The sequence below is a fragment of the Arthrobacter alkaliphilus genome (assembly GCF_021483235.1).
Classification (GTDB): Bacteria; Actinomycetota; Actinomycetes; order Actinomycetales; family Micrococcaceae; genus Arthrobacter; species Arthrobacter alkaliphilus.
In genome coordinates this window covers 64,051-89,339 of sequence record NZ_JAKEEC010000018.1, presented here as the reverse complement: position 1 = coordinate 89,339, position 25,289 = coordinate 64,051, and the positions used below count along the sequence as shown (strand labels likewise).

Annotated in this window: 26 protein-coding genes and 3 riboswitches; of the genes, 11 read left to right on the top strand and 15 right to left on the bottom strand. The window is 65.1% G+C overall.

Annotated features, from left to right (window positions below; translation table 11 throughout):
* Positions 1-92: 92 nt before the first annotated feature.
* Positions 93-201: riboswitch (glycine riboswitch) on the bottom strand.
* An 85-nt stretch (positions 202-286) separates the two neighbouring features.
* Positions 287-385: riboswitch (glycine riboswitch) on the bottom strand.
* An 85-nt stretch (positions 386-470) separates the two neighbouring features.
* Entirely contained in the window at positions 471-1,394 is a 924-nt protein-coding gene (trmB, locus tag L0B83_RS13450; protein WP_234758961.1) for a tRNA (guanosine(46)-N7)-methyltransferase TrmB, read from the bottom strand.
* Between the two features lie 58 nt (positions 1,395-1,452).
* Between trmB and L0B83_RS13445 the strand changes: the two genes are divergently transcribed.
* On the top strand, positions 1,453-2,730 hold the full coding sequence (locus L0B83_RS13445; protein WP_234758960.1) for an MFS transporter: 1,278 nt from the start codon (positions 1,453-1,455) through the stop codon (positions 2,728-2,730).
* Positions 2,731-2,864: 134 nt separating this feature from the next.
* Here L0B83_RS13445 and L0B83_RS13440 read toward each other — a convergent pair whose 3' ends face one another.
* Together L0B83_RS13440 and L0B83_RS13435 are read right to left on the bottom strand one after the other, a co-directional pair.
* Complete coding sequence (locus tag L0B83_RS13440) at positions 2,865-4,157, bottom strand: MFS transporter (RefSeq protein WP_234758959.1); 1,293 nt, start codon at positions 4,155-4,157, stop codon at positions 2,865-2,867.
* A gap of 28 nt (positions 4,158-4,185) precedes the next feature.
* The gene (locus L0B83_RS13435; protein ID WP_234758958.1) at positions 4,186-5,406 is read right to left on the bottom strand and encodes a M20 metallopeptidase family protein; all 1,221 of its coding nucleotides are present in this window, start codon (positions 5,404-5,406) and stop codon (positions 4,186-4,188) included.
* Positions 5,407-5,558: 152 nt separating this feature from the next.
* On the opposite strand from L0B83_RS13435, the gene L0B83_RS13430 reads away from it, so the two are divergent.
* Positions 5,559-6,614: an Lrp/AsnC family transcriptional regulator gene (locus L0B83_RS13430; RefSeq protein WP_234758957.1), complete on the top strand. Its 1,056-nt coding sequence runs from the start codon at positions 5,559-5,561 to the stop codon at positions 6,612-6,614.
* A 43-nt stretch (positions 6,615-6,657) separates the two neighbouring features.
* On the opposite strand, the gene L0B83_RS13425 is transcribed toward L0B83_RS13430, so the two are convergent.
* Together L0B83_RS13425 and L0B83_RS13420 are read right to left on the bottom strand one after the other, a co-directional pair.
* The gene (locus tag L0B83_RS13425) at positions 6,658-7,809 is read right to left on the bottom strand and encodes an alkaline phosphatase family protein (RefSeq protein ID WP_234758956.1); all 1,152 of its coding nucleotides are present in this window, start codon (positions 7,807-7,809) and stop codon (positions 6,658-6,660) included.
* Positions 7,806-9,071, bottom strand: a complete 1,266-nt coding sequence (locus tag L0B83_RS13420) for an alkaline phosphatase family protein (protein ID WP_234758955.1) — start codon at positions 9,069-9,071, stop codon at positions 7,806-7,808. The genes L0B83_RS13425 and L0B83_RS13420 overlap by 4 nt, the downstream gene beginning before the upstream one ends.
* A gap of 153 nt (positions 9,072-9,224) precedes the next feature.
* Here L0B83_RS13420 and L0B83_RS13415 point away from each other — a divergent pair, with 153 nt between their 5' ends.
* Positions 9,225-10,643, top strand: coding sequence for an MFS transporter (locus L0B83_RS13415; RefSeq protein WP_234758954.1), 1,419 nt, complete (start codon positions 9,225-9,227; stop codon positions 10,641-10,643).
* Here L0B83_RS13415 and L0B83_RS13410 read toward each other — a convergent pair.
* Positions 10,640-11,344 carry an SAM-dependent methyltransferase gene (locus L0B83_RS13410; protein WP_234758953.1) on the bottom strand — a complete coding sequence of 235 codons (705 nt, stop codon included), beginning with the start codon at positions 11,342-11,344 and terminating at the stop codon, positions 10,640-10,642. The two genes, L0B83_RS13415 and L0B83_RS13410, sit on opposite strands and share 4 nt — an antisense overlap.
* Positions 11,345-11,694: 350 nt before the next feature.
* On the opposite strand from L0B83_RS13410, the gene L0B83_RS13405 reads away from it, so the two are divergent.
* A complete protein-coding gene (locus tag L0B83_RS13405; RefSeq protein WP_234758952.1) occupies positions 11,695-13,437 on the top strand; it encodes a DEAD/DEAH box helicase in 1,743 nt (580 codons plus the stop codon).
* 195 nt (positions 13,438-13,632) lie between these two features.
* Here the strand turns inward: L0B83_RS13405 and L0B83_RS13400 are convergent, their stop codons facing one another.
* The 5 genes from L0B83_RS13400 to L0B83_RS13380 form a co-directional block, all read right to left on the bottom strand.
* Positions 13,633-14,283 carry an MBL fold metallo-hydrolase gene (locus tag L0B83_RS13400; RefSeq protein ID WP_234758951.1) on the bottom strand — a complete coding sequence of 217 codons (651 nt, stop codon included), beginning with the start codon at positions 14,281-14,283 and terminating at the stop codon, positions 13,633-13,635.
* Positions 14,284-14,319: 36 nt separating this feature from the next.
* Positions 14,320-15,339 (bottom strand): aldo/keto reductase, encoded by a 1,020-nt coding sequence (locus tag L0B83_RS13395; RefSeq protein ID WP_234758950.1) that lies wholly within the window; start codon positions 15,337-15,339, stop codon positions 14,320-14,322.
* A gap of 72 nt (positions 15,340-15,411) precedes the next feature.
* A complete protein-coding gene (locus L0B83_RS13390) occupies positions 15,412-15,756 on the bottom strand; it encodes a DMT family transporter (RefSeq protein WP_234758949.1) in 345 nt (114 codons plus the stop codon).
* A gap of 2 nt (positions 15,757-15,758) precedes the next feature.
* The gene (locus tag L0B83_RS13385) at positions 15,759-16,073 is read right to left on the bottom strand and encodes a DMT family transporter (protein WP_234758948.1); all 315 of its coding nucleotides are present in this window, start codon (positions 16,071-16,073) and stop codon (positions 15,759-15,761) included.
* Positions 16,074-16,082: 9 nt separating this feature from the next.
* Positions 16,083-16,148, bottom strand: a riboswitch (guanidine-III (ykkC-III) riboswitch).
* Positions 16,149-16,266: 118 nt separating this feature from the next.
* Complete coding sequence (locus tag L0B83_RS13380; protein WP_234758947.1) at positions 16,267-16,902, bottom strand: HutD/Ves family protein; 636 nt, start codon at positions 16,900-16,902, stop codon at positions 16,267-16,269.
* Between the two features lie 134 nt (positions 16,903-17,036).
* Here L0B83_RS13380 and L0B83_RS13375 point away from each other — a divergent pair, with 134 nt between their 5' ends.
* The 7 genes from L0B83_RS13375 to poxB all read left to right on the top strand — a co-directional run bounded on the left by L0B83_RS13375 (position 17,037) and on the right by poxB (position 22,926).
* Complete coding sequence (locus L0B83_RS13375) at positions 17,037-17,633, top strand: phosphoribosylanthranilate isomerase (protein ID WP_234758946.1); 597 nt, start codon at positions 17,037-17,039, stop codon at positions 17,631-17,633.
* 431 nt (positions 17,634-18,064) lie between these two features.
* Positions 18,065-18,415 carry an ArsR/SmtB family transcription factor gene (locus L0B83_RS13370; RefSeq protein WP_234758945.1) on the top strand — a complete coding sequence of 117 codons (351 nt, stop codon included), beginning with the start codon at positions 18,065-18,067 and terminating at the stop codon, positions 18,413-18,415.
* The gene (locus L0B83_RS13365) at positions 18,412-18,873 is read left to right on the top strand and encodes an SRPBCC family protein (protein ID WP_234758944.1); all 462 of its coding nucleotides are present in this window, start codon (positions 18,412-18,414) and stop codon (positions 18,871-18,873) included. Before L0B83_RS13370 ends, L0B83_RS13365 begins: the two co-directional genes overlap by 4 nt.
* A 153-nt stretch (positions 18,874-19,026) precedes the next feature.
* Positions 19,027-19,500, top strand: a complete 474-nt coding sequence (locus L0B83_RS13360) for a hypothetical protein (RefSeq protein WP_234758943.1) — start codon at positions 19,027-19,029, stop codon at positions 19,498-19,500.
* A gap of 64 nt (positions 19,501-19,564) precedes the next feature.
* Positions 19,565-20,656, top strand: coding sequence for an ATP-dependent DNA ligase (locus L0B83_RS13355; RefSeq protein ID WP_234758942.1), 1,092 nt, complete (start codon positions 19,565-19,567; stop codon positions 20,654-20,656).
* Positions 20,653-21,054: a YccF domain-containing protein gene (locus tag L0B83_RS13350; RefSeq protein ID WP_234758941.1), complete on the top strand. Its 402-nt coding sequence runs from the start codon at positions 20,653-20,655 to the stop codon at positions 21,052-21,054. Before L0B83_RS13355 ends, L0B83_RS13350 begins: the two co-directional genes overlap by 4 nt.
* A 135-nt stretch (positions 21,055-21,189) precedes the next feature.
* Positions 21,190-22,926, top strand: a complete 1,737-nt coding sequence (gene poxB / locus L0B83_RS13345; protein ID WP_234758940.1) for a ubiquinone-dependent pyruvate dehydrogenase — start codon at positions 21,190-21,192, stop codon at positions 22,924-22,926.
* 3 nt (positions 22,927-22,929) lie between these two features.
* On the opposite strand, the gene L0B83_RS13340 is transcribed toward poxB, so the two are convergent.
* From L0B83_RS13340 to L0B83_RS13325, 4 genes are read right to left on the bottom strand one after another with little or no spacing between them, the layout of a single operon-like run.
* Positions 22,930-23,691, bottom strand: a complete 762-nt coding sequence (locus L0B83_RS13340; protein ID WP_234758939.1) for an ABC transporter permease — start codon at positions 23,689-23,691, stop codon at positions 22,930-22,932.
* On the bottom strand, positions 23,688-24,488 hold the full coding sequence (locus tag L0B83_RS13335) for an ABC transporter ATP-binding protein (RefSeq protein WP_234758938.1): 801 nt from the start codon (positions 24,486-24,488) through the stop codon (positions 23,688-23,690). The genes L0B83_RS13340 and L0B83_RS13335 overlap by 4 nt, the downstream gene beginning before the upstream one ends.
* Positions 24,485-24,865 (bottom strand): DUF1048 domain-containing protein, encoded by a 381-nt coding sequence (locus L0B83_RS13330; RefSeq protein WP_234758937.1) that lies wholly within the window; start codon positions 24,863-24,865, stop codon positions 24,485-24,487. Before L0B83_RS13330 ends, L0B83_RS13335 begins: the two co-directional genes overlap by 4 nt.
* A gap of 2 nt (positions 24,866-24,867) precedes the next feature.
* Positions 24,868-25,197, bottom strand: coding sequence for a PadR family transcriptional regulator (locus L0B83_RS13325; RefSeq protein WP_234758936.1), 330 nt, complete (start codon positions 25,195-25,197; stop codon positions 24,868-24,870).
* Positions 25,198-25,289: the final 92 nt, after the last annotated feature.

The following is a 25,289-nucleotide window of genomic DNA, read 5'->3' as shown; positions in this document are numbered from 1 at the left end:
TTCAACGCGCAGCAGCTTACGGCCTTCAGGTGCCAGGGTCATGAGGAACTCCATAATTCAGGTGGCGCGGACGCACCACGATGATTCGGGTTCCTCCCCGCTCTGTATTGGACCTGAGAGTTTCCGCGCCCCTGCCTTGTGGCTGGACGCTTGCACCGTCGGTGAGTCCGGTTGCCCGGGCTGCTTTCCAGAGTTGCCTTGCCGCGGCGGTANCGCGCCCCTGCCTTGTGGCTGGACGCTTGCACCGTCGGTGAGTCCGGTTGCCCGGGCTGCTTTCCAGAGTTGCCTTGCCGCGGCGGTACATGGGCCTGAGAGATTCCTGGGGAGGATTTGCTCCTACGGCGCCTGCTGAAACGTACCGGCAGGGCTCTCCCGCCGCAGATCATAAGCATGTGCCGCCTCTCGGTGACACGTCTCACATGGTATCGGGTGCCTGTGCGGCACGCAAAGGACAGGGCGCAACCGGGTAGCTAAATCCGGCGATAGCTCAGGTCGAAGATCATGCGTCCGGCTTCGTGGGCCTTGTTTTCGAAGCTGGTGCGGATCCGGCCATCGAACCGCGGAGCCCATCCGCCCACGTGGTCCACTCCCTCGTTGGGGCCGGTGTGCTCGGTGCTGACCGGTGCCCGGCCTTCCTTGACGGGCGCTCCGCCCACCATGGATTCAACTCCGGATTCCCAGACTTGGGTGAGGGGACTCTCCGCGCCGGTCCGCTCGCCGGCGTGCAGGTTTTCAAACTCGGTGGAGCCGGCAAGCACCTCGCGGACGTGGATGGCGTAGTTCGACCAGTCAGTGGCGATCCGCCACAAGCCGCCCTTCTTGAGCGCCCGAGCCGCAAGCTTTGCGAATTCAGGCTGGATGAGGCGGCGTTTGTGGTGCCGGGATTTGTGCCATGGGTCTGGGAAGAAGACCCAGAGCTCGCTCACCGAACCGGCAGGGAGCATGGTGGCCAGGACCTCGGGGGCGTTGGCTTCCACAACACGTACATTGCTGAGTCCGCGGCTGTTGATCTTGATCATGGTGTTGGCCAGGCCCGGGGTGTAGACCTCTACGGCGAGGAAGTCCCGGTCCGGGTTCTGTTCCGCCGCGTGGCATACGGCGTCGCCAAGTCCCGAACCGATTTCGACGATCAGCGGTGCCTTGCGCCCGAACTCCGCTTCGGCGTCGAACACGTAGTCCGGGTGCACGGACGTGTTGGCGACATGCCTCGGAACCTGGATGGCCCAGCGGTCCGAGTGCTCTTCCCAAGCTGCCTGGCGGCGGCCCTGAAGGCGCGTTCCGCGGCGCACAAAACTGACCGGCCGGCCACCATAGGTACCGAAGGAGGCCTGGGTGCCGGGGGTCACGGGGCGCGGAGAATGCGGTGTTTCAGGGGAATCTGGGGTTTCACTCATCTCTTCCAGAATACCGTCGCGGTGCCGGACGTCCGCGGCGGGCTGCCAGAATGGGTTGGTGACCCCCGCTTCAAGCACCCCCAAGAACAGCACCCCGCGCTCCGCCGTCCCCGAGACCGACGCCGAGATCAACGAGCCACCGGCCCGGCCTGCCCCGGCCAGGTCGCGCCGTGGACTCGTCTTCCTCGGGATCTCCCTGGTGCTCATCGGCCTGAACCTGCGGACGGTCTTCTCGAGCTTCTCGGCAGTCCTTCCGGAAGTAACCGCCGACGCCGGGCTGCCGGGCTGGGCGGTGGTTGTGCTCACCACGGTGCCCGTGACCTTATTGGGCGTCTTCGCTCCGCTCGCGCCGCTCCTGGCCCGCCGTTTCGGGGCCGAGAGGGTGTTGCTCGGCGCGATGGCCGTGCTGACAGCGGGCCTGCTGATCCGTCCCGTGGACCTCGCCGGCGCCGGGCATGTGCCGGCCCTTCTTGCCGGCACCGCGGCGTGCGGCGCCGCGATCGCGCTATGCAACGTGCTGCTGCCCGGCGTCGTCAAGCGCGACTTCCCGCATCGGCTGGGACTCATGGGCGGACTGTATACGACGGCGATTTGCGCCTCCGGGGCGCTCGGGGCCGGTTTCACGTACCCCGTCTTCGCGGCCACCGGTCACTGGACCTCGGCGCTCTGGTTCTGGGCGGTGCCCGCCGCCGTCGTACTTGTGCTTTTCCTGCCGCAGGCAATCCGCCAGCATCCCGTCCACCAGTACTCCGGCGACGGGGGAGTGAACGTCTGGCGCTCCGCCGTCGCCTGGCAGGTCACCATCTTCATGGTGCTGCAGGCGATGATGTCCTTCAGCGTGTTCGCCTGGTTGGCGCCGATCCTGCGTGACCGCGGTATCGACGGCGGGACGGCCGGCTTGATCGTGTCCGTGTCGATCGTGCTGCAGATGCTCGGTTCGTTCATTGCGCCCGGGCTCGCGGCCCGTTTCAAGGATCAGCGGGTCATCAATGCCGTGGTGGCGCTCATGACCGGCGGCGGCTTCGCCCTGAGCATTTTCGGGCCCACGAACCTTATCTGGGTGTGGACCGGTTTGTTGGGCCTGGGCCAGGGGAGCCTCACGGCTGTCGCGTTGACGATGATCATGCTGCGGACCCGCGATTCGCACACCGCGGCGCACCTGTCGGGAATGATGCAGGGCGTCGGCTATGGCGTGGGTTCCACGGGAACGCTGATGGTGGGCCAGTTGCACCAAGCGACCGGTGGTTTTGCGGCTGCCGGCATCCTGTTCGTCGTGGTGGGGTCCCTGGCAGCCTTCTTCGGCGTCCGCGCCGGCCGGAAGCGCTATGTAAGTTAGCCGGAAGTAAAGGGGGCCCGCTGGAACTCCCCGGTTTTGGATCCAAACGACGACGGCGACCCGCGCTACTGAGCGGGGGTCGCCGTCGTCGGGACTGAAAAGAGGGGAGTCCCAGCGGCCGGCCTGATGCAGGGTCAGTGCGTCAGGTCCTTGCCCTTGGTTTCCGGGATCGTGAACGTGAACGCGATGCTGATGGCCAACAGGATCACGGCGTAGACGTTGAACAGGTTGGCCTGCCCGATGCCGGCGAGCCAGGTCTGCAGGTACGGTGCCGTCCCGCCGAAGACTGCCACGCAAATGGAGTACGGGACGCCCACACCCACGGTGCGGATCTTGGTCGGGAACAACTCGGCATACACTGCCGGGACAATAGCGGCGCTGCCGGCGATGAAGAACAACGTGACGGACATCGAAACGGCCAGCTGCCAAGGGGAGTCCTTCAGGAGCCACGTCATGGGGAAGTGCAGCAACGCCGCCCCGCCAGCGCTCATGATCATGACGGGCTTGCGGCCGATCCGGTCGGATAGCTTGCCCCAGAATGGCAGCGCCGCGATGAAAACGATGTTGCCGATGACGCCGGCCCACAGGGCTGCGCCGCGGTCCATCTTGAGCGTGGTGGCAGCGTAGCTCGGGGCCACGACACCCCAGATGTAGTAGACAACGGTGAGGCCAACCGTCAGCCCGATCACCTGCAGGGCCTGCTTGCGGTACTTGACGATCTGCGGCCACATGGGTTCGCGCTTTTCTTTCGGCGCCTCGGCTTCGAACGCCTCGGTTTCCTTCATCTTGGCCCGCATGACCAGGGCGTAGACGCCGAGGGCGCCGCCAATCAGGAACGGCACGCGCCAGCCCCAGGCGTTCATGTCGGCCTTGCTCAGCACTCCGGTCAGAATGGCGCCCAGCAGGGTCCCGGCGAGGATGCCGGCGGTGCCGGAGGTGTAGATGAGCGTCGCCCAGAAGCCCCGCTTCTCCTTCGGCGCCATTTCGGACAGGTAGGTTTGCGACGACGGCAGCTCACCGCCATGGGCGAGGCCCTGGACGAGGCGGGCCACCAGGAGCATCACGGAGGCGAGGGCTCCAACAGCCTGGAAGGTCGGGGCGATCCCGATCAGCAGGCTGCCGAGGGCCGCGAGGCCGACGGCAATGGTCATCGATGTCTTGCGGCCGATCCTGTCGCCGATCCAGCCGAAGACGAAGCCGCCGAACGGGCGGGCCACGAATCCGACGGCGAAGATCGCCAAAGTGGAAAGGACCGCGGACGTGGGGTCTGCGCTGCTGAACAGTGCGCTCGCAATGAAGGGCGAGAAGGTGGCGTAGATGGCCCAGTCGTACCATTCGACGGCGTTACCGATGCCGGTGCCGATGAGGGTCCGCAGGTGCGACTTGTGAACCTGGACTGTGGCTGAAGTGCCAACGGTGGCGGTCATGTGTGGCTCCATGGTGTGGGGGTGGTGGTTAGTTGCCAGCGGCGAGGGTGGCGATGCGGGACACTGCGAGTTCTGCGTAGAGCGCCGCACCGTCGGAGAGGACGCCGTCGTCGAACGTGGCGTAGGGGGAGTGGTTGAACGGTGAGGTGGCGTGGTCCACGCCGCGCGGTACGGCGCTGAGCCCCACGAAAGTTCCCGGCACTTCGGCCAAAACGCGGGAGAAGTCCTCCGAGCCGCTTATCGGGGTGGCCCAGCGGGAAAGCCGGGAATCGCCGAACATGCCCGAGATGACGTTTTCGGCGGTGTGGGTTTCGTCCTCGTCGGTGACGGTCATGGGGTATTCACCCCGGTAGTCGACGTCGACTTCCACGCCGTGCGCGGAGGCGATCCCCTTGAGGAGCTGTGGAATGGCGCTCATCATCTTCTCCCGCGAGGCTTCGGAGAAGGTGCGGATGGTGGCTTCGAACCGTGCGGATTCGGGGATCACATTGCGCTTGGTGCCGGCCTGCAGCAGGCCCACCGTCAGGACCACGGGGTCGAACATGTTGAACTGGCGCGTGATCATGACCTGCAAGGCCGTCACCATTTCGGCGGCCGCCGTGACGGGGTCCTTGGCCGCGTGGGGGGCCGAACCGTGTCCGCCGGCGCCCAGGACCGTGACGTAGAGCCCGTCCGAAGCGCTCATCATGACGCCCGGCTTGGTGCAGAACTGGCCATACGGTTCCAGGGAGGAAAAGACGTGCATGCCGTAGGCGGCGTCGGCGCGGCGACCGGCGGCATCGAGGACGCCTTCACGGATCATGTGGCCGGCGCCGTCGAATCCTTCTTCGCCCGGCTGGAACATGAGGACCACGTCCCCTGCCAGCTGATGCCGGCGTTCCGCCAGCAGGGTGGCCGCTCCGGCGAGCATTGAGGTGTGCAGGTCGTGGCCGCACGCGTGCATGGCGCCGTCGAGCTTCGAGGAGAACTCGACGCCGGTGCGCTCCTGGACGGGAAGGCCGTCCATGTCCGCGCGCAACAGCACCACAGGCTTCTCGGGGGACGCGCCAGGGGCGCCTCCACGCAGGACGGCGGTGACCGACGTCGTGCTCTCGCCAAGGGTGATCTCGAAGGGGAGTCCGTCGAGCGCCTTGAGCACCTTTTCCTGGGTGCGCGGGAGGTCCAGGCCGATTTCCGGTTCTTGGTGGAGCTCGTGACGGAACCGGGCGATTTCTGCCTGCATCTCTTTGGCGTCTGCGGCAATGGACATTGATTCTCCTGTTTCCTGAACGATTGTGAGGTATCCATAGCCATTGTGGAGTGACTCGCCTCACAATCTTCCAAAGCCCTGAAAAAATTCACGGGCATGACAGAATTAACAGGAATCACGCACTGCTCCGCGAGGAAAGGGGAGGATTGCCAATGGAACTCAGTGAAGAGGACCTGCGGCTAATCAATGCCCTGCAGATCGCGCCGCGGATCAGTTGGTCCGACGCGGCGGAGGTCCTGGGAGTCCATGCCACCACCTTGGCCTCCCGCTGGGACCGCCTGCGCGCATCCGGAGCCGCTTGGACCACGGCGCACCTCATGGGCGATCCCAAGAACGCCTGCCTGGCACTGCTGGACGTGGACTGCGAAATGCACCTCAGGCCTGAGGTCACGGCCGCGCTGGCAGCGATCCCGGAGATCATCACGGTTGAGGAAGCCGCCAGCAACCGGGATCTCATGCTGACCGTGATCACCCAGGACCTGGGGGAATTCAGCAGCCGGCTATTGCCCCAGCTCAAGGAGATCCCGGGGCTCATCAAGTACAGGACATCGCTCTGTACCCGGATCCACACAGGCGGCTATGCGTGGCGGCTCCACGTCCTGAGCCGGGCGGAGCAGCAGGCCCTCCGCGCGCTGGCAGGCCCCGAAGCCGCTAATCCGTCCGCCCCCAACGCGATCGTGCCGCCGCTGCCGGAGAGCCATCTGGCCCTGCTTCCCTTCCTCGCCCGGGACGGACGGGCATCCGCCGCGGAGATCGCGCGTGCCCTGGGGCGGCATCCCGCCACCGTGCAGCGGCAACTCGGCAGGGTGCTCGCGAGCCGGCTGCTGTCATTCCGCTGCGAGATAGCCCAGCAGTTTTCCGGCTACCCGATCACGTGCCAATGGTTCGCAAATGTTCCGGCGGGGCAACATGAGGCCGCGGCCGCCGAGTTGCGGGCCATCAGGAATATCAGGTTCACGGCCTCCACCACCGGGAGCACCAACTTTGCGATCATCATGTGGTTGCGTTCGCTGGGCGAGGTCATGGAGATAGAACTCGCCATCCAGCAACGCATCCCAAGGATCGAACTCGTCGAAAGCGTCGTGATGCTCAGCACGGCCAAGCGGGTCGGCTGGATGCTGAACCCGGACTCGACGGCCACCGGCGCCGTGGTGCCCACCGCCGCGGGCGGGTTGATCCCCGCGATCGAAGTGCCGACGACGGCCTGACCCGCCGTGCGGGTCAGGCCGTCGTGCCGGTCAGGCCGTCGGGCTAGAGCCCGGCGTTGTAGACGTCGAGACCGAAGCGGTTCAGCCCAGGGGTGCCCGCGTAACCGAGGTACGGAAGACCGAAGGTGTCTTCGATGCTGGCCAGCAGGCTGTAGTGGTTGTACGGCGTGGTGGACCAGGTGCCGCCCTTGGTGAAGGGGGAGAGGACCAAAGCGCCCACCCGGCCGCCACCCTGTCCAACGATCCCGGGAAGCGGAGAGTTGGGTCCGGGACCTTCGCCGCAGCAGGCCGAGGCGTCCGACTGGGGGCTGTCGGATTCGTCAAAGGTGATCACCAGGACACCGTCCTGACGGAACGCCGGAGACGAGGTAATCATCGGAACGTACTGCTTCAGCCATGCATCCGCGCTGGCCAGTCCGCCGGGCTGTCCGTCCACGCAGGGGGAGTCGTGTCCGTCATGGCAGAGATTGGGCGTGATCATGGACAGGTTGGGCGTCGTGGAGACCGACGCGAGATCGGTTTTCAGGGCGCCGAGGTCCACATTGTTCTTGGCACAGTCCGGTGATCCGGTGATTCCCGCGAAGTAGACAAAGGGGTTGTGGCGGGCTGCGTACTGGTCGCCGACCTTCGCCTTCTGGGTGTCATCGGGTGCGCCGAGGGCCGGGTGGCGGCACGGCGTGCCCATGTCCTCCATGTAGCCCTTCCAGGTCTTCCCGGCTGCCGTCAATTGGCCGGCCACCGTGGGGACATCGGCGGGAAACACGCAGCCATCCCCGACCGCCTGGCCGGGAGTTGCGGTGCCGGTCTTCACGAACGGGGAATACGTCTGGCAATCCGCCTGCATCTGCGGGTTGGGGCCCTGCCCCGAAATCTGGGCCACGTAGTTCGGCTGCGAATTGTGCGCCGTGCCGAAGTACTGGTTCAGGAGGACGCCTTGGTTGCGCAGCGTGGTGGAAAGGTACGGTGCCGCAGAGCCCGGCCCCCAGGTGGTGTCGTAGCCCTTGTTTTCCAGGTTGATCACGAATACGTGCTTGGCTCCCGGGAGATATCCGGTGCTCTGGACGGTCTGGGGTTGGCTCGCTTGTGCCTGCGTCTGCTGCATTCCGAAGGCGATGCAGCAGGCGCCCAGCAGGACCACCATCAGCGCAGCCAATCCGAGCCGCACCTTTGTGATGCTAAAGGTCTTGAATGTCATGGCAGGATCCACCCGTCTGCAAGAGCTTTCTGTTTCAAGCCGTCCCATTCTTCCTCCGCCGGTGGACCCACCGGGGAGCACGGCGGCCCGGCAACATAAGGCGGCACGAGGTATGCGGGAGCGGCCAAATTGGGCGCTGACTGGAAGTCGAGTACTTCGGCGATGTTCCGGGCGGCGCTGTCCCGGGGCGTCAGGGCCTGGAGCCCCCAGCGCCATTCGATGGCCTTCAAGACCGAGGTGTGGTCGTAGGTGTCGTGTGCGACGTAACGCCTGCGGGCCCGCGGAGAAATGACCAACGAGGGGACGCGGAAGCCGCGCTGGGCGGTCTCCGGGTTGCTGTCCGGCGCCGTTCCCGGTGGCACGTGGTCGTAGAACCCGCCCCACTCGTCGTAGTTGACCACCAGCATGGTGTTTGCCCAGTTCGGGCTCTTGGTCACGGCGTTGTAGACCTCGGCCAGGAACAGCTCACCCGATCGGACGTCGGCGTGGGGGTGGTCGTCGCCGGAGGTTCCGCTCGACTCATCCATGAAGCGGGGATCCACGAAGGACACCGACGGGAGTTTGCCGGAGCTGCAATCGCTGAGGAACTCCGAGTAAGGCCTGGAGATTGGAAGGTACTTGGTTCCCCAGAGGGCGGTGAAGGGAATGTCGCCGTAGTAGTACTTTCCTTGCACTCCGGCAGCCGCCAGGCGGTCCCAGATCGTGGGCAAGGTGCTGGTGACGGTCGAGTTATGGAGCCTGTCGGTGGCCGCGGAGTGCTGGTAGAAGCGGTTCGGATACGTTTCGGCCATGGTGGCTGCGAAATAGCGGTCGCAAACAGTCCAGTCGGGACCCGCTTGGCGCCAGAAGTCGAGGTCGCTCGAGTCGTAGTATCCGACCGCGAATTCGTCGTTCTCGCCTGCGCGCAGCCAGCCATCGTTCTTGCCGTTGTTGAACTGGATCCGGCCGCCCTCGTAGGAGTGATCGGGGTCCGGATGTCCACACCCCTGGAAATCCATCAGGTGATGGGTCGTATGCGGAATGCCGTAACGGTCAACGTACGTCAGGCCGGCCTGTTTTCCGTCCGCACCGGGCATCCATCCAACGAAATGGTCGAACGAGCGGTTTTCCATCATCACCACGATGATGTGGTCGATGCCTGAGGAACCGGGCTGCGGGAGTGCGGTTGCGGCAGGGGCGGTTCTCACCGTGGCGCCGCTGACAAGCGTCGCGGCCGTGGCGGATCCGGCGACTGAAAGGAAGTTGCGTCTTGTGAAGTTCACGCCAAAAAGTGCATCACGAAATGATTACGGGAAACAACCGAGAGTTAGCTATTTAGTAAATTGTTTGCCCAGAGTTAATTTTAGAAAAGTGTTAATCATTTGAATTGATTTTCAAGCTGGCCCCGAACTCGCCCGCCCTTCTAGGCTGGGATGATGACAAGCCACGACGCAACGGCCGGCATCCTGCAACGCCCCTATCTCTTGGCGACCGCTGGTGCCTGTGCGTTGGTCTTCCTGGCAGCTTTCGAGTCCATGGCCGTCACCACCATCATGCCGCTCGTGAGCCGCGACCTGGGCGGTGCCGGTCTCTATGCGTTGGCGTTCGCGGGGCCGCTCGCCACAAGCGTGATCGGCATGGTGGCCGCGGGGAACTGGGCCGACCGGCGCGGGCCTGCCGCCCCGCTGTACACGTCCGTGGCGCTGCTCGCGGCCGGGCTGCTCATCGCCGGTACCGCCGGTTCCATGCCGATGCTCGTGGCCGGCAGGCTCGTGCAAGGCCTGGGCATAGGCGGGATGACCGTTGCGTTGTATGTGGTGATCGCCCGGGTCTACCCGGCCCGCCTGCATGCCCAAGTATTTGCCGCCTTCTCGGCGTCCTGGGTCATTCCCTCGATGATCGGTCCCTTCGCCGCCGGTGTGGTCGCCCAGTTGAGCAGCTGGCATTGGGTTTTCCTCGGCGTCCTCGGCCTCGTCGTTCCGGCTTTGGCGATGATCCTCCCCGCCATGCGGGGTGTGCAGTCCACGCCTGAAAGCGCAGAGGTTCCCTGGGCATACGGCCGCATGGGGTGGGCCGCGCTCGCGGCCCTTGCGGTGCTCGGCCTGAACCTCTCCGGACAGGTGCCCGGCGTCGGCTGGGTGATGGCCGCCGTCGCGCTCGTCATCGCCATGCTGGCAGTGCGGCCGTTGGTTCCGCGCGGCACGCTCGGCGCGCACCGCGGATTGCCGAGCGTCATCCTCATGCGCGGAGCTGCCTCCGCAGCGTTCTTCGGTACCGAGGTTTACGTGCCGTACCTTCTCACGGAGCGGTACTCGTTCTCCCCGGCATTTGCCGGCCTCGCGCTGACCGGATCAGCGATCGCCTGGGCGGCGGCGTCCGCCGTGCAGGGCCGCATGGGTTCCCGGCTTGGCAACGCCCTTGCGGTCAAGATCGGGGCCGGGCTGGTGCTCGGTTCGGTGGTAACCGTCCTCGTGACCACGCTGTTTGCGTGGCCCGCCGCCGTGGCGATTGGCGGCTGGCTATTTGCCGGCTCCGGGATGGGGCTGATGTACCCGCGGCTGAGTGTCATGACCCTTGCGCTTTCCCAGCCCGAAGATCAGGGCTTCAACAGTTCCGCAATGTCCATCTCCGATTCCCTCGGCGGCGCCCTCTCGCTCGCCGTGACTGGTCTCGTCTTCAGCGCTTTGACGACGACGGCGGGCTCCTTCGCGGGGGTGTTCGTACTGACGTCGGCGATCGCCGTCGTCGGACTCATCATCGCGCCGCGGGTTGCGGTCCTGCGGACTCCGGGTGCTGACCGTGCGGGTGACGCCGAGGCGCACCCCGCCGCGGAGGCAGACGACGTGCCGGCCTAGTAAGGCTGCGACTCGGACGTGTGGGCCTCGGCTGTGCGGGTGGCCCGGAGCACGCTGTCGATGGTGGTGGCGTGCTGGCCATCCGGGCCGGTAACCTCCCGTTCCCGCGAATCGGCAACGTTGATCCGCCATGAACCCGGGCCGCTTGTGAGCGACTCGACCAGGTCCTCGGGAGTGAAGAATTTGTCCTTCATGTCCTTATGCCCGCTCCACGGAGGCAGGCCATCCGGATGATGCCCGACCACCAGCAAAGTGCCGCCAGGAGCCACGGCCGCCGCGGCCGCGGCCAGGGAATCGCGCCACGTAACAAGGGGAGAATGCAGGAATTGGGAGGACACCAGATCGAAGCCCCCTTCGGGATGCCACGGGCCGAAGTCCCGTCGCAGCCAGATGATCCGCCCCTGTAGCCCGAGCTCGGCGGCATGGGTCTCAGCCCGTTCAAGCGCGACGGCGGAGACGTCCACCGCGGTTACGGTCCAGCCATGCCGGGCGAGCCAGATGGCGTCCGCGCCCTCCCCGCAGCCGAGGTCCAGGGCGGTGCCCGGGACTAGTCCCTTGGCTTCCTCGATCAGCTGCGGATTGGGATTTCCGCTCCACCTCTTCGCCTTTTCGCGGTAGACCCCGTCCCAGTATTGCGCAGGGTCGGCGTCGTGGCCGGGGTCGCTGTGCGGGTGGGCTTCTTTTTCGTGCTGGTGCGTCATGGCTCAAGCGTGCCTTGAGAGGCCCGGCGGGGCAACGCCCGCGCTACACCAGACCGACGTGTGAAGTTGCCGCGTGGAAAGTCGCGCTGTCCGCGGATGCTAGAATAGAGGTACTTGATGTGCAGTGATGCCCGCTTAGTTCCCGAATTTGGCCCGGTGCCAAATGTGGGAGGTGGGCCTTTTTCATGTGAGAGGCACATCCTGCGTCGATGAACGCGTTCTATTTGGTCCCGGCCACGGCATTGTCCGCCGTCTGGTAGACCACCTGACTTTTCCTCGGCGAACCCCTGGCCCAACCGGCGTCGGGGGCCGTTGTCCGAACAGGACACCGCCCGAAAGACATGAACTACATGACTACTTTTGCTGCCCTTGGTACGCCCAAGGCCATTGTCGAGTCCCTCGCCGCGGATGGCATCGAAGAAGCCTTCCCCATCCAGGTCAAGACCCTTCCCGATACGCTCGCGGGCCGCGACGTCCTGGGCCGGGGCCGCACCGGGTCCGGCAAGACCATCGCATTCGCCATTCCGCTCGTGGCACGCCTGGCAGAGCGTGAAGCCGCCTACTTCCGCAAGCCCGGCCGCCCCATGGGGCTGGTCCTCGCGCCCACCCGCGAGCTCGCCACCCAGATCAACGCCACGATCGAACCGATGGCCAAGGCGATGGGCCTGAACACCACGGTCATCTACGGCGGCATCTCCCAGGCCCGCCAGGAAAAGGCGCTGCGCGCCGGCGTGGACATCGTCATTGCCTGCCCCGGCCGCCTCGAGGACCTGATCCGCCAGCGGATCCTGACCCTCGAAGCGGTCGAGGTCACGGTGCTCGACGAAGCCGACCACATGGCAGACCTCGGCTTCCTCCCGGTGGTCAAGAAGCTCATGGACATGACCCCTTCCCAGGGCCAGCGCCTGCTCTTCTCCGCGACGTTGGACAACGGTGTTGACAAGCTGGTCAACCGTTACCTGTCCAACCCGCTGACCCACTCGGTGGACGACCCCCAGGCGGCGGTCACCACCATGGAACACCATGTCCTGGTGGTCAACGACCAGACCGTCAAGAAGCAGCTGATCGTTGAGCTGGCCTCCGGCGCGGGCCGCCGCGTCCTCTTCATGCGGACCAAGCACCACGCCCGCAAGCTCGCCAAGACCCTGACCGACTGCGGCATCCCCGCCGTCGACCTCCACGGCAACCTGTCGCAGAACGCCCGCGACCGCAATCTCGCCGAGTTCTCCAGTGGTGAGGTGCGCGTGCTGGTTGCCACCGACGTCGCCGCCCGCGGTGTGCACGTCGACGACGTCGAGCTGGTCATCCACGTCGATCCGCCCACAGAGCACAAGGCCTACCTCCACCGCTCCGGACGTACGGCCCGCGCCGGGTCCGACGGAACCGTGGTCACCCTCACGCTCCCCGAGCAGCAGTCCGACGTCAAGAAGCTCATGAAGGCCGCCGGCGTCGACGTCACGTTCGAGCGCGTCACGGCGTCATCGCCGTTGGTCGCCGAGCTGGTGGGCGAGGTTGCCGACAAGGTCGATCCACGCACCCGCGCGGCGCTTCTGGCTGCCAAGGCTCCGCAGCAGGGTGGCGGCACCTCCAACGGTGCCAACGCCCAGCGCAAGCGGGCCCGTCGTTCCGGCCAGGCTGCACCCACAGCGGGTGGCCGTGGTGGCCGCGGCGGACGTGGCAAGGTCTCGGCCGAGCCCGTGCGCACCGATATCAACCGTGCCGAGCGTCGCGCAGCAGCGAACGACGACGTCGCCCGCAGCTCACGTGGACGCGGCAACGCAGGCTCGGGTCACCGCAACGACGTTCCTGGTGCGCGTGGACAAGGTGGACAGGGTGGTCGCAGCGGCCGTCCGGCAACCGGCCAGCGTGCGGCCGCAGGCAACCGCTCGGCGTCGGCTCCGCGCTCGGAATCCGCAACGTCCATGCGCAGCGGCAACAGCAGCGGCAACAAGGCCGTGTGGTCCTCGAACACGGGCGGAACTTCCGGCGGCTCGTATGGCTCCGGCTCGGGCAAGTCGGGTTCCGGTCGTCCGGCCCGCAGCGGTCCGCGCCGTGCCTCGGCCCCGGCGTCGAACGAGCGCCGCGGCCGCTAGCTAGCAGCTAGGCCAGGTTCCCCGCGGGTTCACCCCCGGACATGCTCAACGTGGGCAACAAGGAGTGGACATAATCCGAATATGTCCACTCCTCGCCACGCAGGCTGGACATGCTCCGCGGTGGGGGTTGGACGAGCACTGAGCATGTCCATCGGTGGCCTCAAAGAGTGGACATGCTCCGCGTGGGCAACGGCATTACCAGCCGCGCTCGCGCCATTCCGCGAGATGGGGCCGCTCCGCACCGAGCGTGGTGGGATCGCCGTGGCCGGGATGCACCACGGTGTCGTCCGGATAGGCCTCGAAGAGTCGTTCCGTCACGTCGTCCAAGAGCGAGGTGAAACGTGCGGAATCACCCTGCGTATTGCCCACCCCGCCGGGAAACAGCGAGTCGCCGCTGAAAATGTGCGCGGGCCCATCCGGGTCCTGGTACACGAAGGCAATCGAACCCGGAGTATGGCCGCGCAAGTGCACCGCGGTGATGTCGAAACCGTCGAAGTTCCCCACATCGCCATGGTGCAGCTGCACGTCCACGGGCACGGGCAGCGCATCGGCGTCGTCCGCCCCGGCCGAGGTCTTCGCACCCGTAGCCTCCACCAACCCGGGAAGCGCGCGGACGTGGTCCCAATGCTGATGGGTCGTGGCGATGAGTGCCAGCTTCGGAGTGGCCGACGTGTCGGCGGCCGACTCCGCAAGCATTGCCTGGATGGCCGGAAGGTCGTCCGCGGCGTCGATCAGCAACTGTGCGCCGCTTGCCTTGGCGGTGAGCAGGTAAACCTTGTTGTTCATCTCGCTGACCGAGATTCGCCGAATGGTGATGTCACGCAGTGAATGAATGAGTGAGTCCATTCGTCCACTCTACGGAAACGGCCTGCGCCTCACCGGCTATTCGCGGCCCTGCGAAACCCAGGTGGGATCCGCGGACCGTGAGCCGACGACGGCGTCCGCGGCGCCGTCGAGCACGTCCAATTGGGCGGCACTCAACTCGAGCGAGAGGGCGCCCAGGTTCTCGTCGATCCGGTGCGCCTTCCGCGTGCCGGGGATCGGGACCACGCTGAGCTGGAGGCGCCGGCCTCGGGCGAATAGCCAGGTGAGGGCGACCTGCGCGGGAGTTGCATTCCGGCCGGTGCTCTCGGATAGCTCGGCGGCCACGGCACGCACCGCGGCGACGACGGCCTGGTTGGCGTCGAGTGCGCCGTCCGCAAAACGGGGGATGCGGTGGCGGAAATCGTCCTTGCCGAGCTGATCGGCGCTGACCGTTCCGGTGAGGAAGCCTCGGCCAAGCGGCGAATAGGGAACGAAGCCGACACCGAGCTCCGCCGCGGTCGGGACGACGTTGCGTTCAACGTCCCGGCTCCAGATCGACCACTCGCTTTGCACGGCGGCTATCGGGTGGACGGCGTTGGCTTCCCGCAGCTCCTCGGCTGTCACCTCCGACAGTCCGAGGTGACGGACCTTGCCCGCCCGGACAAGCTCCGCCATGGCCTCCACGGTTTCCACAATCGGAACGCGGAGGTCACGGCGGTGCATGTAGTAGAGGTCGATCACGTCGGTGCCCAAGCGGCGGAGGCTCGCATCCGCCGCCTGGGCAACGTACGCGGAGTCTCCGCGGACATCGGTGTAACCGTCGCGGGGATTGCCCACGATGCCGAACTTCGTGGCCAGTTGGACCTCGTCGCGGCGGTCCTTCAGCAGCTTTGCGATCAGTTCCTCGTTGTCGCCGGCGCCGTAAATGTCCGCCGTGTCGATGAAACTGATGCCGGCATCAACGGCGTGGTGCAGCGTCTTGAGGGATTCGGCGGGATCCACCTCGCCGTACACGGGAGTCAGCGCCATCCCGCCGAAACCGAGGGGGCTTACGGTCAGGCCGTCGCCGAGCTGTACGTTCTTGCTTTCCGGGCTCATGGTGCTCCTTCGCCGAGGGGTTAGTCACTTGCTGGCAACTCCTCGGAGCGGGGGAGTATTCCGGTGTCTTACTCAAAGCCCAGCCTTCTCCGCGGGCAGGGCCTTCAACCCGGCCGCGCAACCCACGATTCCCGCGATGAACAGCAGCTTGAGCGGGTTGGCCGGTTCGACGCCGGTAGCCATCGCCCAGCCGACCGTCAGCGCAGCGCCGATTCCGACCCAGACGGCGTAGGCCGTGCCCAGGGGAATCCGTTTTACTGCGACGCCGAGGCCGATCATGCTGAGGCATGCCGTCACGGCGAAGACCACGGTGGGCAAGGCTTGGCTGAAGCCATCGGACAGCCCGAGGGCCGTCGCCCAGACGGCTTCGAGGGTAGCGGAGGTAACGAGTACGGCCCACGCGAACTTGGCGGTCATGGCTACGCCACCACCTTCAAGCCAACCACGCACACACCGATCCCGGCGAGTAGGAGCAGGCGGGCCGCCGTCGGGCGCTCAACTTTGGTGACCATCGCGTAAGCCGCCGTGAGGACAACCCCGACTCCCACCCACACCGCATACGCGGTTCCGGTCGGAATGGATTGCATCGCGAAGGCCAGGCCGGCGGTACTCGCGATGACGGCGACGAGGAAGACCGCGGACGGCACCGGCTTACGGAAGCCTCTGGAGCGGTGGAGGGCTGCGGCCCAGACGGCCTCGAGCGCACCGGAAAGAATGAGGATTAACCACGACATGACGGATCCTTTGGCCAGTCTTGTCGCGTGCCGGGTACTGAACCGTCGTCCGGAGGTCCCTGTGCGGGCCTTGTTTAGAGGCTAGCAAAGGCCGACGCCGGGCTGCCAGCTTTGGTGGCGAGCCTCACCAAGGGACATGTCCAGTCTTCGGCTCAGCGAACGGCCATATCGGCATGATGTCCAGTGCTTGGACCTAGGGGTGCGCATGCTCCACGCGGTCGATGGAAATGACGGCGAGTAATCCACGGCCCAGGATTTCCGGACTGCGAGTATCGGAACCTACTACCGCGTCATAGCGCGCCAACTCGGCTTGCCCGACGCCGGTTCCGCCCTCCGAGCCGTCCGCAGACGCAGCCGGTTCCGCAGGCTCCGCGCCGGGACTCACAGAAGCCTTGCCCTCCAGAAGGACCGCCAACTGGCCTTCGAACACGGGGTGTGCGCGCTTCTTGGAGAGCTCGATGATGGACGTATAGCCCTTGAACTCGCCGGCCCGGGCAATCACGTTGAGGTCCCGGATGTCGCCTGTGGGGAGTGCGCTGGCCGAAGCCGCCTCGCCGGAAAACCGGAACGGCCGATACTTTTCCAAGGGGTGCTCTTCGCCGTCCACGGTGAGCAGCAGCAATTCGCCATCGATCACTGTGATGACGCGCTCCATGCCGGGGAACGTCGAGAAATCGCCTGCCGATCCGACGTCGGCGATGCTGACCCGCCAGTCCCATGCTGCGTCCTGGCCCGACCCCGCCTTGGGGTGCCTGGCGATTTCGCGGGTCACGCCGCCTCCATTGCGCCACGGTTCGGGTTTGAGCTCGGCAAAGCGGATGATCTCCATGCGGTCCAGCCTAGCCCGAGCCCATCGCCGGCCGGCTGCACGCGCGCGTAACATCGGTGCAACCTTGGTGCGGTTCAACAATCCCGTAAGCGCTTGCTAACGTCGTAGGGAGGTAAACGGTTGGAGGCCCCGGAATGTTCGTCAAAGTGTGCGGCTTGAGCACGCCGGAATCCGTTCGGGCCGCCGTCGAGTCCGGCGCGGATGCCGTGGGTTTCGTGCTGACGAAGAGTCCGCGCGAGGTATCGCCCGGCCGCGCCCGGGATTTGCTGGAACATGTACCGGAAGGCATTGCCGCCGTCGGCGTCTTCCGCCACGAAGCAGCCCCCGAAGCCGTCGCGACCGCGCGTGAAGCGGGGCTTGAATGGATCCAGCTGCACGGCACCCGCTCGCAGGAAGACGTAAAAACCGTGCACGACGCCGGCATGCGGCTCATCCGGGCCGTCACCATGGTTTCCGCTCCGGACGAGTTCGAAGAGTGGGGCGAGGACCTTCTCCTCATCGACGCCGCCATCCCGGGCTCGGGTGAGGTGTGGGACTATTCCTCAGTGCGGAGGCTTGGGCTGGGTACGCGCCCGTGGTTGTTGGCCGGAGGATTGACCCCGTCCAACGTCGGGACCGCGGCTGCTGAGGCCGGCGCGTGGGGAGTGGATGTGTCCAGCGGAGTGGAGTCGTCCCGCGGAGTGAAGGACCTGGACCTCGTGGGCGCCTTCGTCCGATCCGCAAAGGCCTAACCCTCCATCCTGACGGTCGGTCACGTTTGTCGCCGTTTGACGGGACGCCCGGCCACGTCTGTCGCTGTTTGACGGGACGCCCGGTCACGTTTGTCGCTGTTTGACGGGACGCCCGGTCACGGGATGAGAGCGGGCGTCGGTCCTTTTGCCCCCTGATGTGACCGGGCGTTGCGGGCTTTGGCCCGGGATGTGACCGGGCGTTGGCCGTTTTGGCCCTGGATGTGGCCGGGCGTTGGCCGTTTTGGCCCGGGATGTGGCCGGGCGTTGGCCGTTTTGGCCCGGGATGTGGCCGGGGGTTGGGGTTTTTGGCCCGGGATGTGAGCGGGCGTCGCAAGAAACTCTTGACAGCCGCCACGCCAAGTTGGATATTTTACGCATCGGTTAATTAGACAGGATGTTAAATACTGAAAGGCTAAACAAAGGCGCCAGCAATGTCCACAGATCGGCTCAGTCTCATTTTCTCGGCGCTTGCCGACCCCACCCGCAGGGCCATTTTGGCCCGTCTTTCGGAGGGTGAGGCCACCGTGAACGAGCTTGCTGAACCGTTCGACATCAGCCTTCCCGCCGTCTCACGGCATCTCAAGGTCCTGGAAAACGCAGGGCTGATCAGCCGGAGCCGGAACGCGCAATGGAGGTCTTCCAAGTTGGAAGCGGAACCACTGCGCGAAGCCACCGAATGGATGGACAGGTACAGGCGCTTCTGGGACGCCAGTTTTGTCCGCCTCGACGCCCACCTACGCAAGATTCAGCACGATTCACAGGATCCAGGAGTCAAGCAATGAACACGGAACAGCACATCCTCACCATGACCCGCGATTTCGACGCTCCCCGCGAGCTCGTCTTCGACGCCTTCGTGGACCCCGATCAGCTCGCGGCATGGTTCGGCCCGGTGGGAGTGGACTCGCCGCGCGAGCGGATAACGGTGGACCCCAGGGTGGGCGGCGCCTGGCAGCTCGTCATGACCTGGGACGAGGACGGGGTCACCAAGGAGTCACCGATCGACGCGGTCATCACGGCGTACGACCCGCCCGCCCTGCTGGTGGCCACCCAAAAGGCAGAGCCCGACGCCGGGACCATGCTTTTGCTGGAGATGCGCCTTGAGTTTGAGGTGCTGGATGGGGGCCGCACGCGGCTTCATCTCACCCAGGGCCCGTTCGACTCGGACGAATGGGTGGAAATGACGAGGGAGGGATGGGGCACCTCGTTCACCAAACTGGACACCTTGCTGGCGCGGGAATAGGACACGGGAATAGGGGCGCGGTTCCAAAAAAGGGGCCCGAAGTCAACTTGGAAGGCCGGTGCCCATCCGGGCTACACTCCACGGCGGGGACAGAATGCCATTGCCTTGGAGACCGGACGGCTTCGGGCAGACGACCAAGCAGAATGCGACCTTTTGAAAATTTCCAAGCCTCGTAACAGCCCTTTCCGATACCTGACAGCCGCTCTCTTCGCCGCACTGGCGCTGTCCGGTTGCTCCACGCAGGGAGGGGGCTCCGCCGCGGCGGGCACGCCGTCGCCCTCCTCCGCGGGCGGCTCCGCATCCGCATCCGCAAGCGCAACTCCGTCATCGGGGCCGTTCGGGGGCTTCGCCTCGGCAGCCGAATTGTGCTCCACCGTATCCAAGGAAGCGACGGGAGCTTCGTTGTTGCCGATGTCGGCGGCGCAAGGGAAAACCGCCGAGCTGGAGCAATACAAGGCCGAGCTCGCCGACACGGCCGACCGCGTTCCGGATGCCCTCAAGGCTGATTTCACCAACCTCAAGGACACTGCTATCGCCGGTTTGAAAGACCAGACCGTGTACTCGAGCGGCAAGTTCGAAAGGGCGATGGCTCCGGTCACCACGTGGCTGAGCGCCAACTGTAAGTAGTCCGTTATCCACTTATGCAACTGAATAGGTAGCGCGTTCCCGCAACCGGGGCAAGAATGGCTTCATGCAGCTGCCAGTCATGCCCCCTGTCGCGCCCATGCTTGCCAAGGCGGTTGGCGCCATCCCGGACGGCGCCATGAGCTACGAGCCCAAATGGGATGGTTTCCGCTCCATCGTTTTCCGTGACGGTGACGACGTCGAAATCGGCAGCCGCAACGAGAAGCCCATGAACCGGTACTTCCCGGAGCTTGTCGAGGCGTTGAAGGCGAACCTTCCGGAACGCTGCGTCCTCGATGGCGAGATCGTCCTGGTCGGCCGCTCCGGCGACCGTTTGGACTTCGATGCCCTCCAGCAACGCATCCACCCCGCCGCCAGCAGGGTCAAGCTGCTGTCCGAGCAGACCCCGGCGAAATTCGTGGCGTTCGATCTGCTCGCCCTTGGCGATGAGGACTTCACGGGAAGGCCTTTCGCCGAGCGGCGGGCGGCGCTCGAGCAGGCCCTCGCCGACGCCGCCGCTCCCATCCACCTCACCGCGGCTACCCGGGACAAGGCAACGGCGGAACAGTGGTTCAACCAGTTCGAAGGCGCGGGCCTGGATGGACTGCTCGCCAAGCCGCTGGATGGCACTTACCAGCCGGACAAGCGCGTGATGTTCAAGATCAAGCATCAACGGACCGCCGACTGCGTGGTGGCCGGTTACCGGGTTCACAAGACCGGGGGAGACGTCATCGGGTCCCTTCTGTTGGGGCTTTACGACGACGGCGGCCGGCTTTCCAACGTGGGCGTGGTGGGATCCTTCTCGATGCAGCGGCGCAAGGAGCTCTTCCAGGAGCTCCAACCGCTGGTGACGGGGTTCGAAGGGCACCCCTGGGCGTGGGCCGGGCAGGAGGAAGGCAGCCGGACACCCCGGAACGCCGAAGGCAGCCGCTGGAGCGCCGGGAAGGACCTGTCGTTCACGCCCCTGAGGCCGGAGCGCGTTGTCGAGGTGGCTTACGACCATATGGAAGGGGAGCGGTTCAGGCACACAACGCAGTTCGTTCGGTGGCGGCCGGACCGGGATCCGGCGTCGTGCACCTATGAGCAGCTCGAGGAACCCGTGAAGTTCGATCTCTCAGCGGTTCTGGACGCAAACAAGGGAGCAGAATTGAAACTATGAAAACGCTGCTCAACATCATCTGGCTCGTCTTCGGCGGGTTCGTTCTGGCCCTGGGCTATTTCACGGCCGGAATTGTCTGCTGCTTGCTGATCGTCACCATTCCGTGGGGTATCGCCTCTTTCCGGATCGCCTCGTATACGCTCTGGCCGTTTGGCCGGACCATCATCGAGAAACCCCGCGGCGGGGGCGTCTTCCCGCTGATCGGCAACGTCATCTGGTTGCTGGTTGCGGGGATTTGGATTGCAATCGGTCACGTCGTCACGGCCTTCGCCATGGCGATCACGATTGTCGGGATCCCGCTGGCTATAGCAAACCTCAAGCTCATCCCGGTATCGCTCATGCCGCTGGGCAAGCAGATCGTGCCTAGCAACCGCCCGTTCGTCAGGACGTACCGGTAGCGCCGCGGCGCCGCCCCTCCGGTAGAGCGGCGGCGCCGGCCATCCGGTTCCCGGCGTCGGGCACCGGGGCGCCACTGACTGTTCCGGAGTAGCGTAGGCAGTGTCTGCACTGCCTCCCGTCGAAAGGAACAGTCCATGTCCGCCGCCAGGAACACCGTCGCCAAGAACATCGTCGCCACCCTCAAAGCCAACAATGTCCAGCGCGTCTACGGGATCCCCGGGGATTCGCTGAACGGATTCACGGACGCGCTGAGGGAGGAACAGGATATCCGCTGGGTGCACGTCCGGCACGAGGAAGCGGCGGCGTTGGCCGCCGCAGCCGAAGCGGGTCTCACGGATGAACTGGCGGTGTGCGCCGGGTCATGCGGCCCCGGGAACCTGCACCTGATCAACGGCCTCTACGATGCCAACAAGTCCAGGGTTCCCGTGCTGGCCATCGCCGCGCACATTCCCAGCGAAGAGATCGGCAGCCAGTACTTCCAGGAGACGCATCCTCAGGAGTTGTTCCGGGAATGCAGCGTGTATGTCGAGCACGTAGCGCACCCTTCCCAGATGCCCCGGGTCCTGGAAATCGCCATGCGGACGGCCGTCGAGAAACGGGGTGTCGCCGTCGTCGTCATTCCCGGCGACGTTGCCCTCGCGGAGGCGCAAAGCAACCGGACGGCCGTGATCCGGGCCGCGCGTCCGGAGATCAGGCCCAATCCCATGGAACTCGCCGAAGCGGCGGACATTCTCAACGCCGCCGGCAAAGTCACCATCCTGGCCGGTGCGGGCACCGCCGGCGCGCACGGCGAGGTCATGGCCCTGGCGGACGCGCTGGGCGCGCCGATCGTCCACGCGATGCGCGGCAAGGAGCACATCGAATACGACAACCCCTTCGACGTCGGCATGACCGGACTTTTGGGATTCAGCTCCGGCTATCGCGCGATGGAGAGCTGCGAGGCATTGCTGATGCTGGGCACTGATTTTCCGTACCAGCAGTTCTTTCCGGAGGACGCAAAGATCATCCAAGTGGACATCAGGGGCGAGCAACTCGGCCGGCGGGCCCGGATCGATCTTGGCCTTGTGGGCACCGTCAAGGACACGGCAGCCTCGCTCCTGCCCTTGATCGAGCGCAAGTCGAAGCGGACACACCTGAGTACTTCCCTCAAGCACTACGCCAAGTCGCGCGCCAAACTCGATGACCTGGCATCTCCGGCCAAGGACGGCCAGCCGATCCACCCGCAGTTCGTGGGCAGGCTCGTGGATGAGTTGGCCGCCCCCGATGCGGTTTTCACGTGCGACGTCGGGTCCCCCACCGTGTGGGCGGCCCGGTACCTGGGCATGAACGGCCGACGCCGGCTGCTCGGCTCGTTCAACCACGGAACCATGGCAACTGCGTTGTCGCACGGTATCGGCGCGGCGGCCGCTTACCCCGGGCGGCAAGTGGTGGCACTCGCCGGAGACGGCGGCCTGACCATGCTTCTCGGAGAGTTGATCACCCTGGTGCAAAACAAACTCCCCGTCAAAGCGGTGGTCTTCAACAACTCGTCGCTGAACTTTGTGGAGCTCGAAATGAAGGCCGCCGGATTCGTCAATTTCGGCACCGGACTCGAAAATCCGGATTTCGCCAAGCTGGCAGAGGCGCTGGGCATCCGCGGCATCCGGGTGGACGACTCGTCCGGACTGAAGGCGGGACTGGCCGAAGCTTTCGCGCACGACGGTCCGGCCCTGATCGATGTCCGCACGGCCCGGCAGGAACTGTCCATTCCGCCGGCGGTCAGTGCAGCGCAAGTCAAGGGCTTCACGCTCTACGCGATCCGGACGGTCCTCTCAGGCCGCGGTGACCAGCTCATCGACCTCGCGAAGACCAACATCCGCCAGATCTTCTAGCCCTCAGCTGATCCTGCGCCGGTAGGCGGCCGCGGCGAAGAAGTACGCGAGGACCAGAATGCCGAGGCACCACGCGAGGGCTACCCATATGTCGCTTCCGATCGGCCGTTGTTCAAACAGATCCTGGATCGTGTTGACGATCGACGTGACTGGCTGGTTCTCGGCGAAGGCCCGAACAGGACCCGGCATGGTGGTTGTGGGGACGAAAGCCGAACTGATGAACGGCAGGAAGATGAGCGGGTAGGAGAACCCGCCCGCGCCGTCGACGGACTTCGCGGTCAGGCCCGCGATGATTGCCAGCCACGTGAGGGCGAGGGTGAACAGTGCCAGGATTCCGACGACGGCGAGCCATGCCAGCAGGCTTGCCGACGTGCGGAACCCCATAAGGAGGGCCACCAGCAGGATGATCACGAGCGAGAGCGCGTTAGCCACCATGGAGGTCAGCACATGTGCCCACAGCACGGATGATCGGGCGATCGGCATCGAGTGGAACCGCTCGAAGATGCCGCTCTTCATGTCGGTGAACAAGCGAACGGCGGTGTATGCGATACCCGACGCGATGGCGATCAGCATGATTCCGGGCAGCAGGTAGTTGACGTAGTTCTCGTTGCCTGTCCTGATGGCGCCGCCGAACACATAGACGAACAGCAGCATGAGGGCGATCGGCGTGATTGCCGTGGTGATAATGGTGTCCGCGCTGCGGAAGATGTGGCGCATGGAGCGGCCCAGCAAGACGGACGTATCTCCAACGAAGTGTGTGCTCATGACGGGTCCTTAGTTGACGCGACCTTGCCTTGGTTGCCCACCAGTGCGAGAAAGATATCCTCCAGGCTGGGCTGCTTTTCGACGTATTCGACTTTGGCGGGCGGAAGAAGTTGCTTGAGTTCGGCGAGGGTGCCGTTCGCGATGATGCGCCCTTGGTGAAGGATGGCGATCCGGTCCGCGAGTTGTTCGGCTTCGTCGAGATACTGCGTGGTGAGCAGGACGGTGGTGCCCTGATCCGCGAGCTCCTGGATTACCTGCCATACTTCGATGCGTGCTTCCGGGTCGAGTCCGGTGGTCGGCTCATCGAGGAAGATTATCTCGGGCTGGCCGATCAGGCTCATGGCGATGTCAAGGCGACGGCGCATGCCCCCTGAATACTCTGACACCTTCCGGGATGCCGCATCGCTCAATTTGAAGCGCGCCAGGAGACGGTCCGCCGCTTGGCCGGGGTCCTTCAGGTGCCGCAACTTGGCAACCAGCACCAGGTTTTCGCGGCCGGAGAGAATCTCATCGACTGCTGCGAACTGTCCGGTAAGGCTAATGGATTCCCGGACCCGCGACGGGTTGCTCACCACGTCGAATCCGTTGACGCTGGCCGTGCCGGCATCGGGACTCAGTAGGGTGGACAGGATTTTCACGATCGTGGTCTTGCCTGCTCCGTTTGAGCCCAGAAGGGCAAAGATGGAGCCGGGTGCCACGTCGAAGTCCACGCCGCGGAGCACGTGCAGCTCCTTGTAGGACTTTTCCATGCCCTGCACGCGGATCGCGGGTTCACGGGCAGCGGATGCGGTGGTCATGGTTGCTCCTCCTTCCGATTGTCTCCGGCGGCGGCGTCGATCGCCTTGACCAGGCGTTCACGCTCCTTGTTGATCCACTGGCCGCCCGTGTAGTTGCGCATGAACGTTTCGGCGAACTCCACTGGATCGTCGCCGACGATGCCGCGGATCGGCGTTCCGTCCGCGGCGCTCTGTTCGAAGAGATCGGTGAGATCGCCGAGCATCCGTAGCAGCACGTCGCCCTTGGTGATGGCCCCGAAATACATGAGGTACCGCTCCAGCGCGGTCGCCGCCTCGCGATAGTCCGCGGGAAGCTGCGCTATGCGGGCCTTGTTTTGCCGGTATTGCTTCTTCTGTTCGAGCGATCCCGTGAGCTGCTCGATCCATCCTGCTGCCATGATCACTTTCCATCCTTTCGGAGCTGTTCCAGCCGCTCGGACAGGAAGCTCCATGTGTTCCAGAATTCGTCCAGTTCCTTTTCGCCCTGGCTGTTGAGCGAATACACCTTGCGCGGCGGACCCTTCTCGGATGGCCGCTTCTCGACGTCGACTAGGCCTTTCTGCTCGATCCTGACGAGCAGCGCGTACACGGTGCCCTCGGCGATCTCGCTGAAACCCTGCTCCCGGAGCAACGTCGTAATTTCGTACCCGTACGCGGGCTTCCCGGTCAGGAGGGCGAGAACGATGCCCTCCAGGGTTCCTTTGAGCATCTCCGTCATCTGCCTGCCCATCGGACACCTCCTTGCACTACTCAGTGTTACTAGCTACTGGTATATAGTAACGCTAAGTAGTGAAGATGCAAGCCCCCCGGAGAATCATGCCG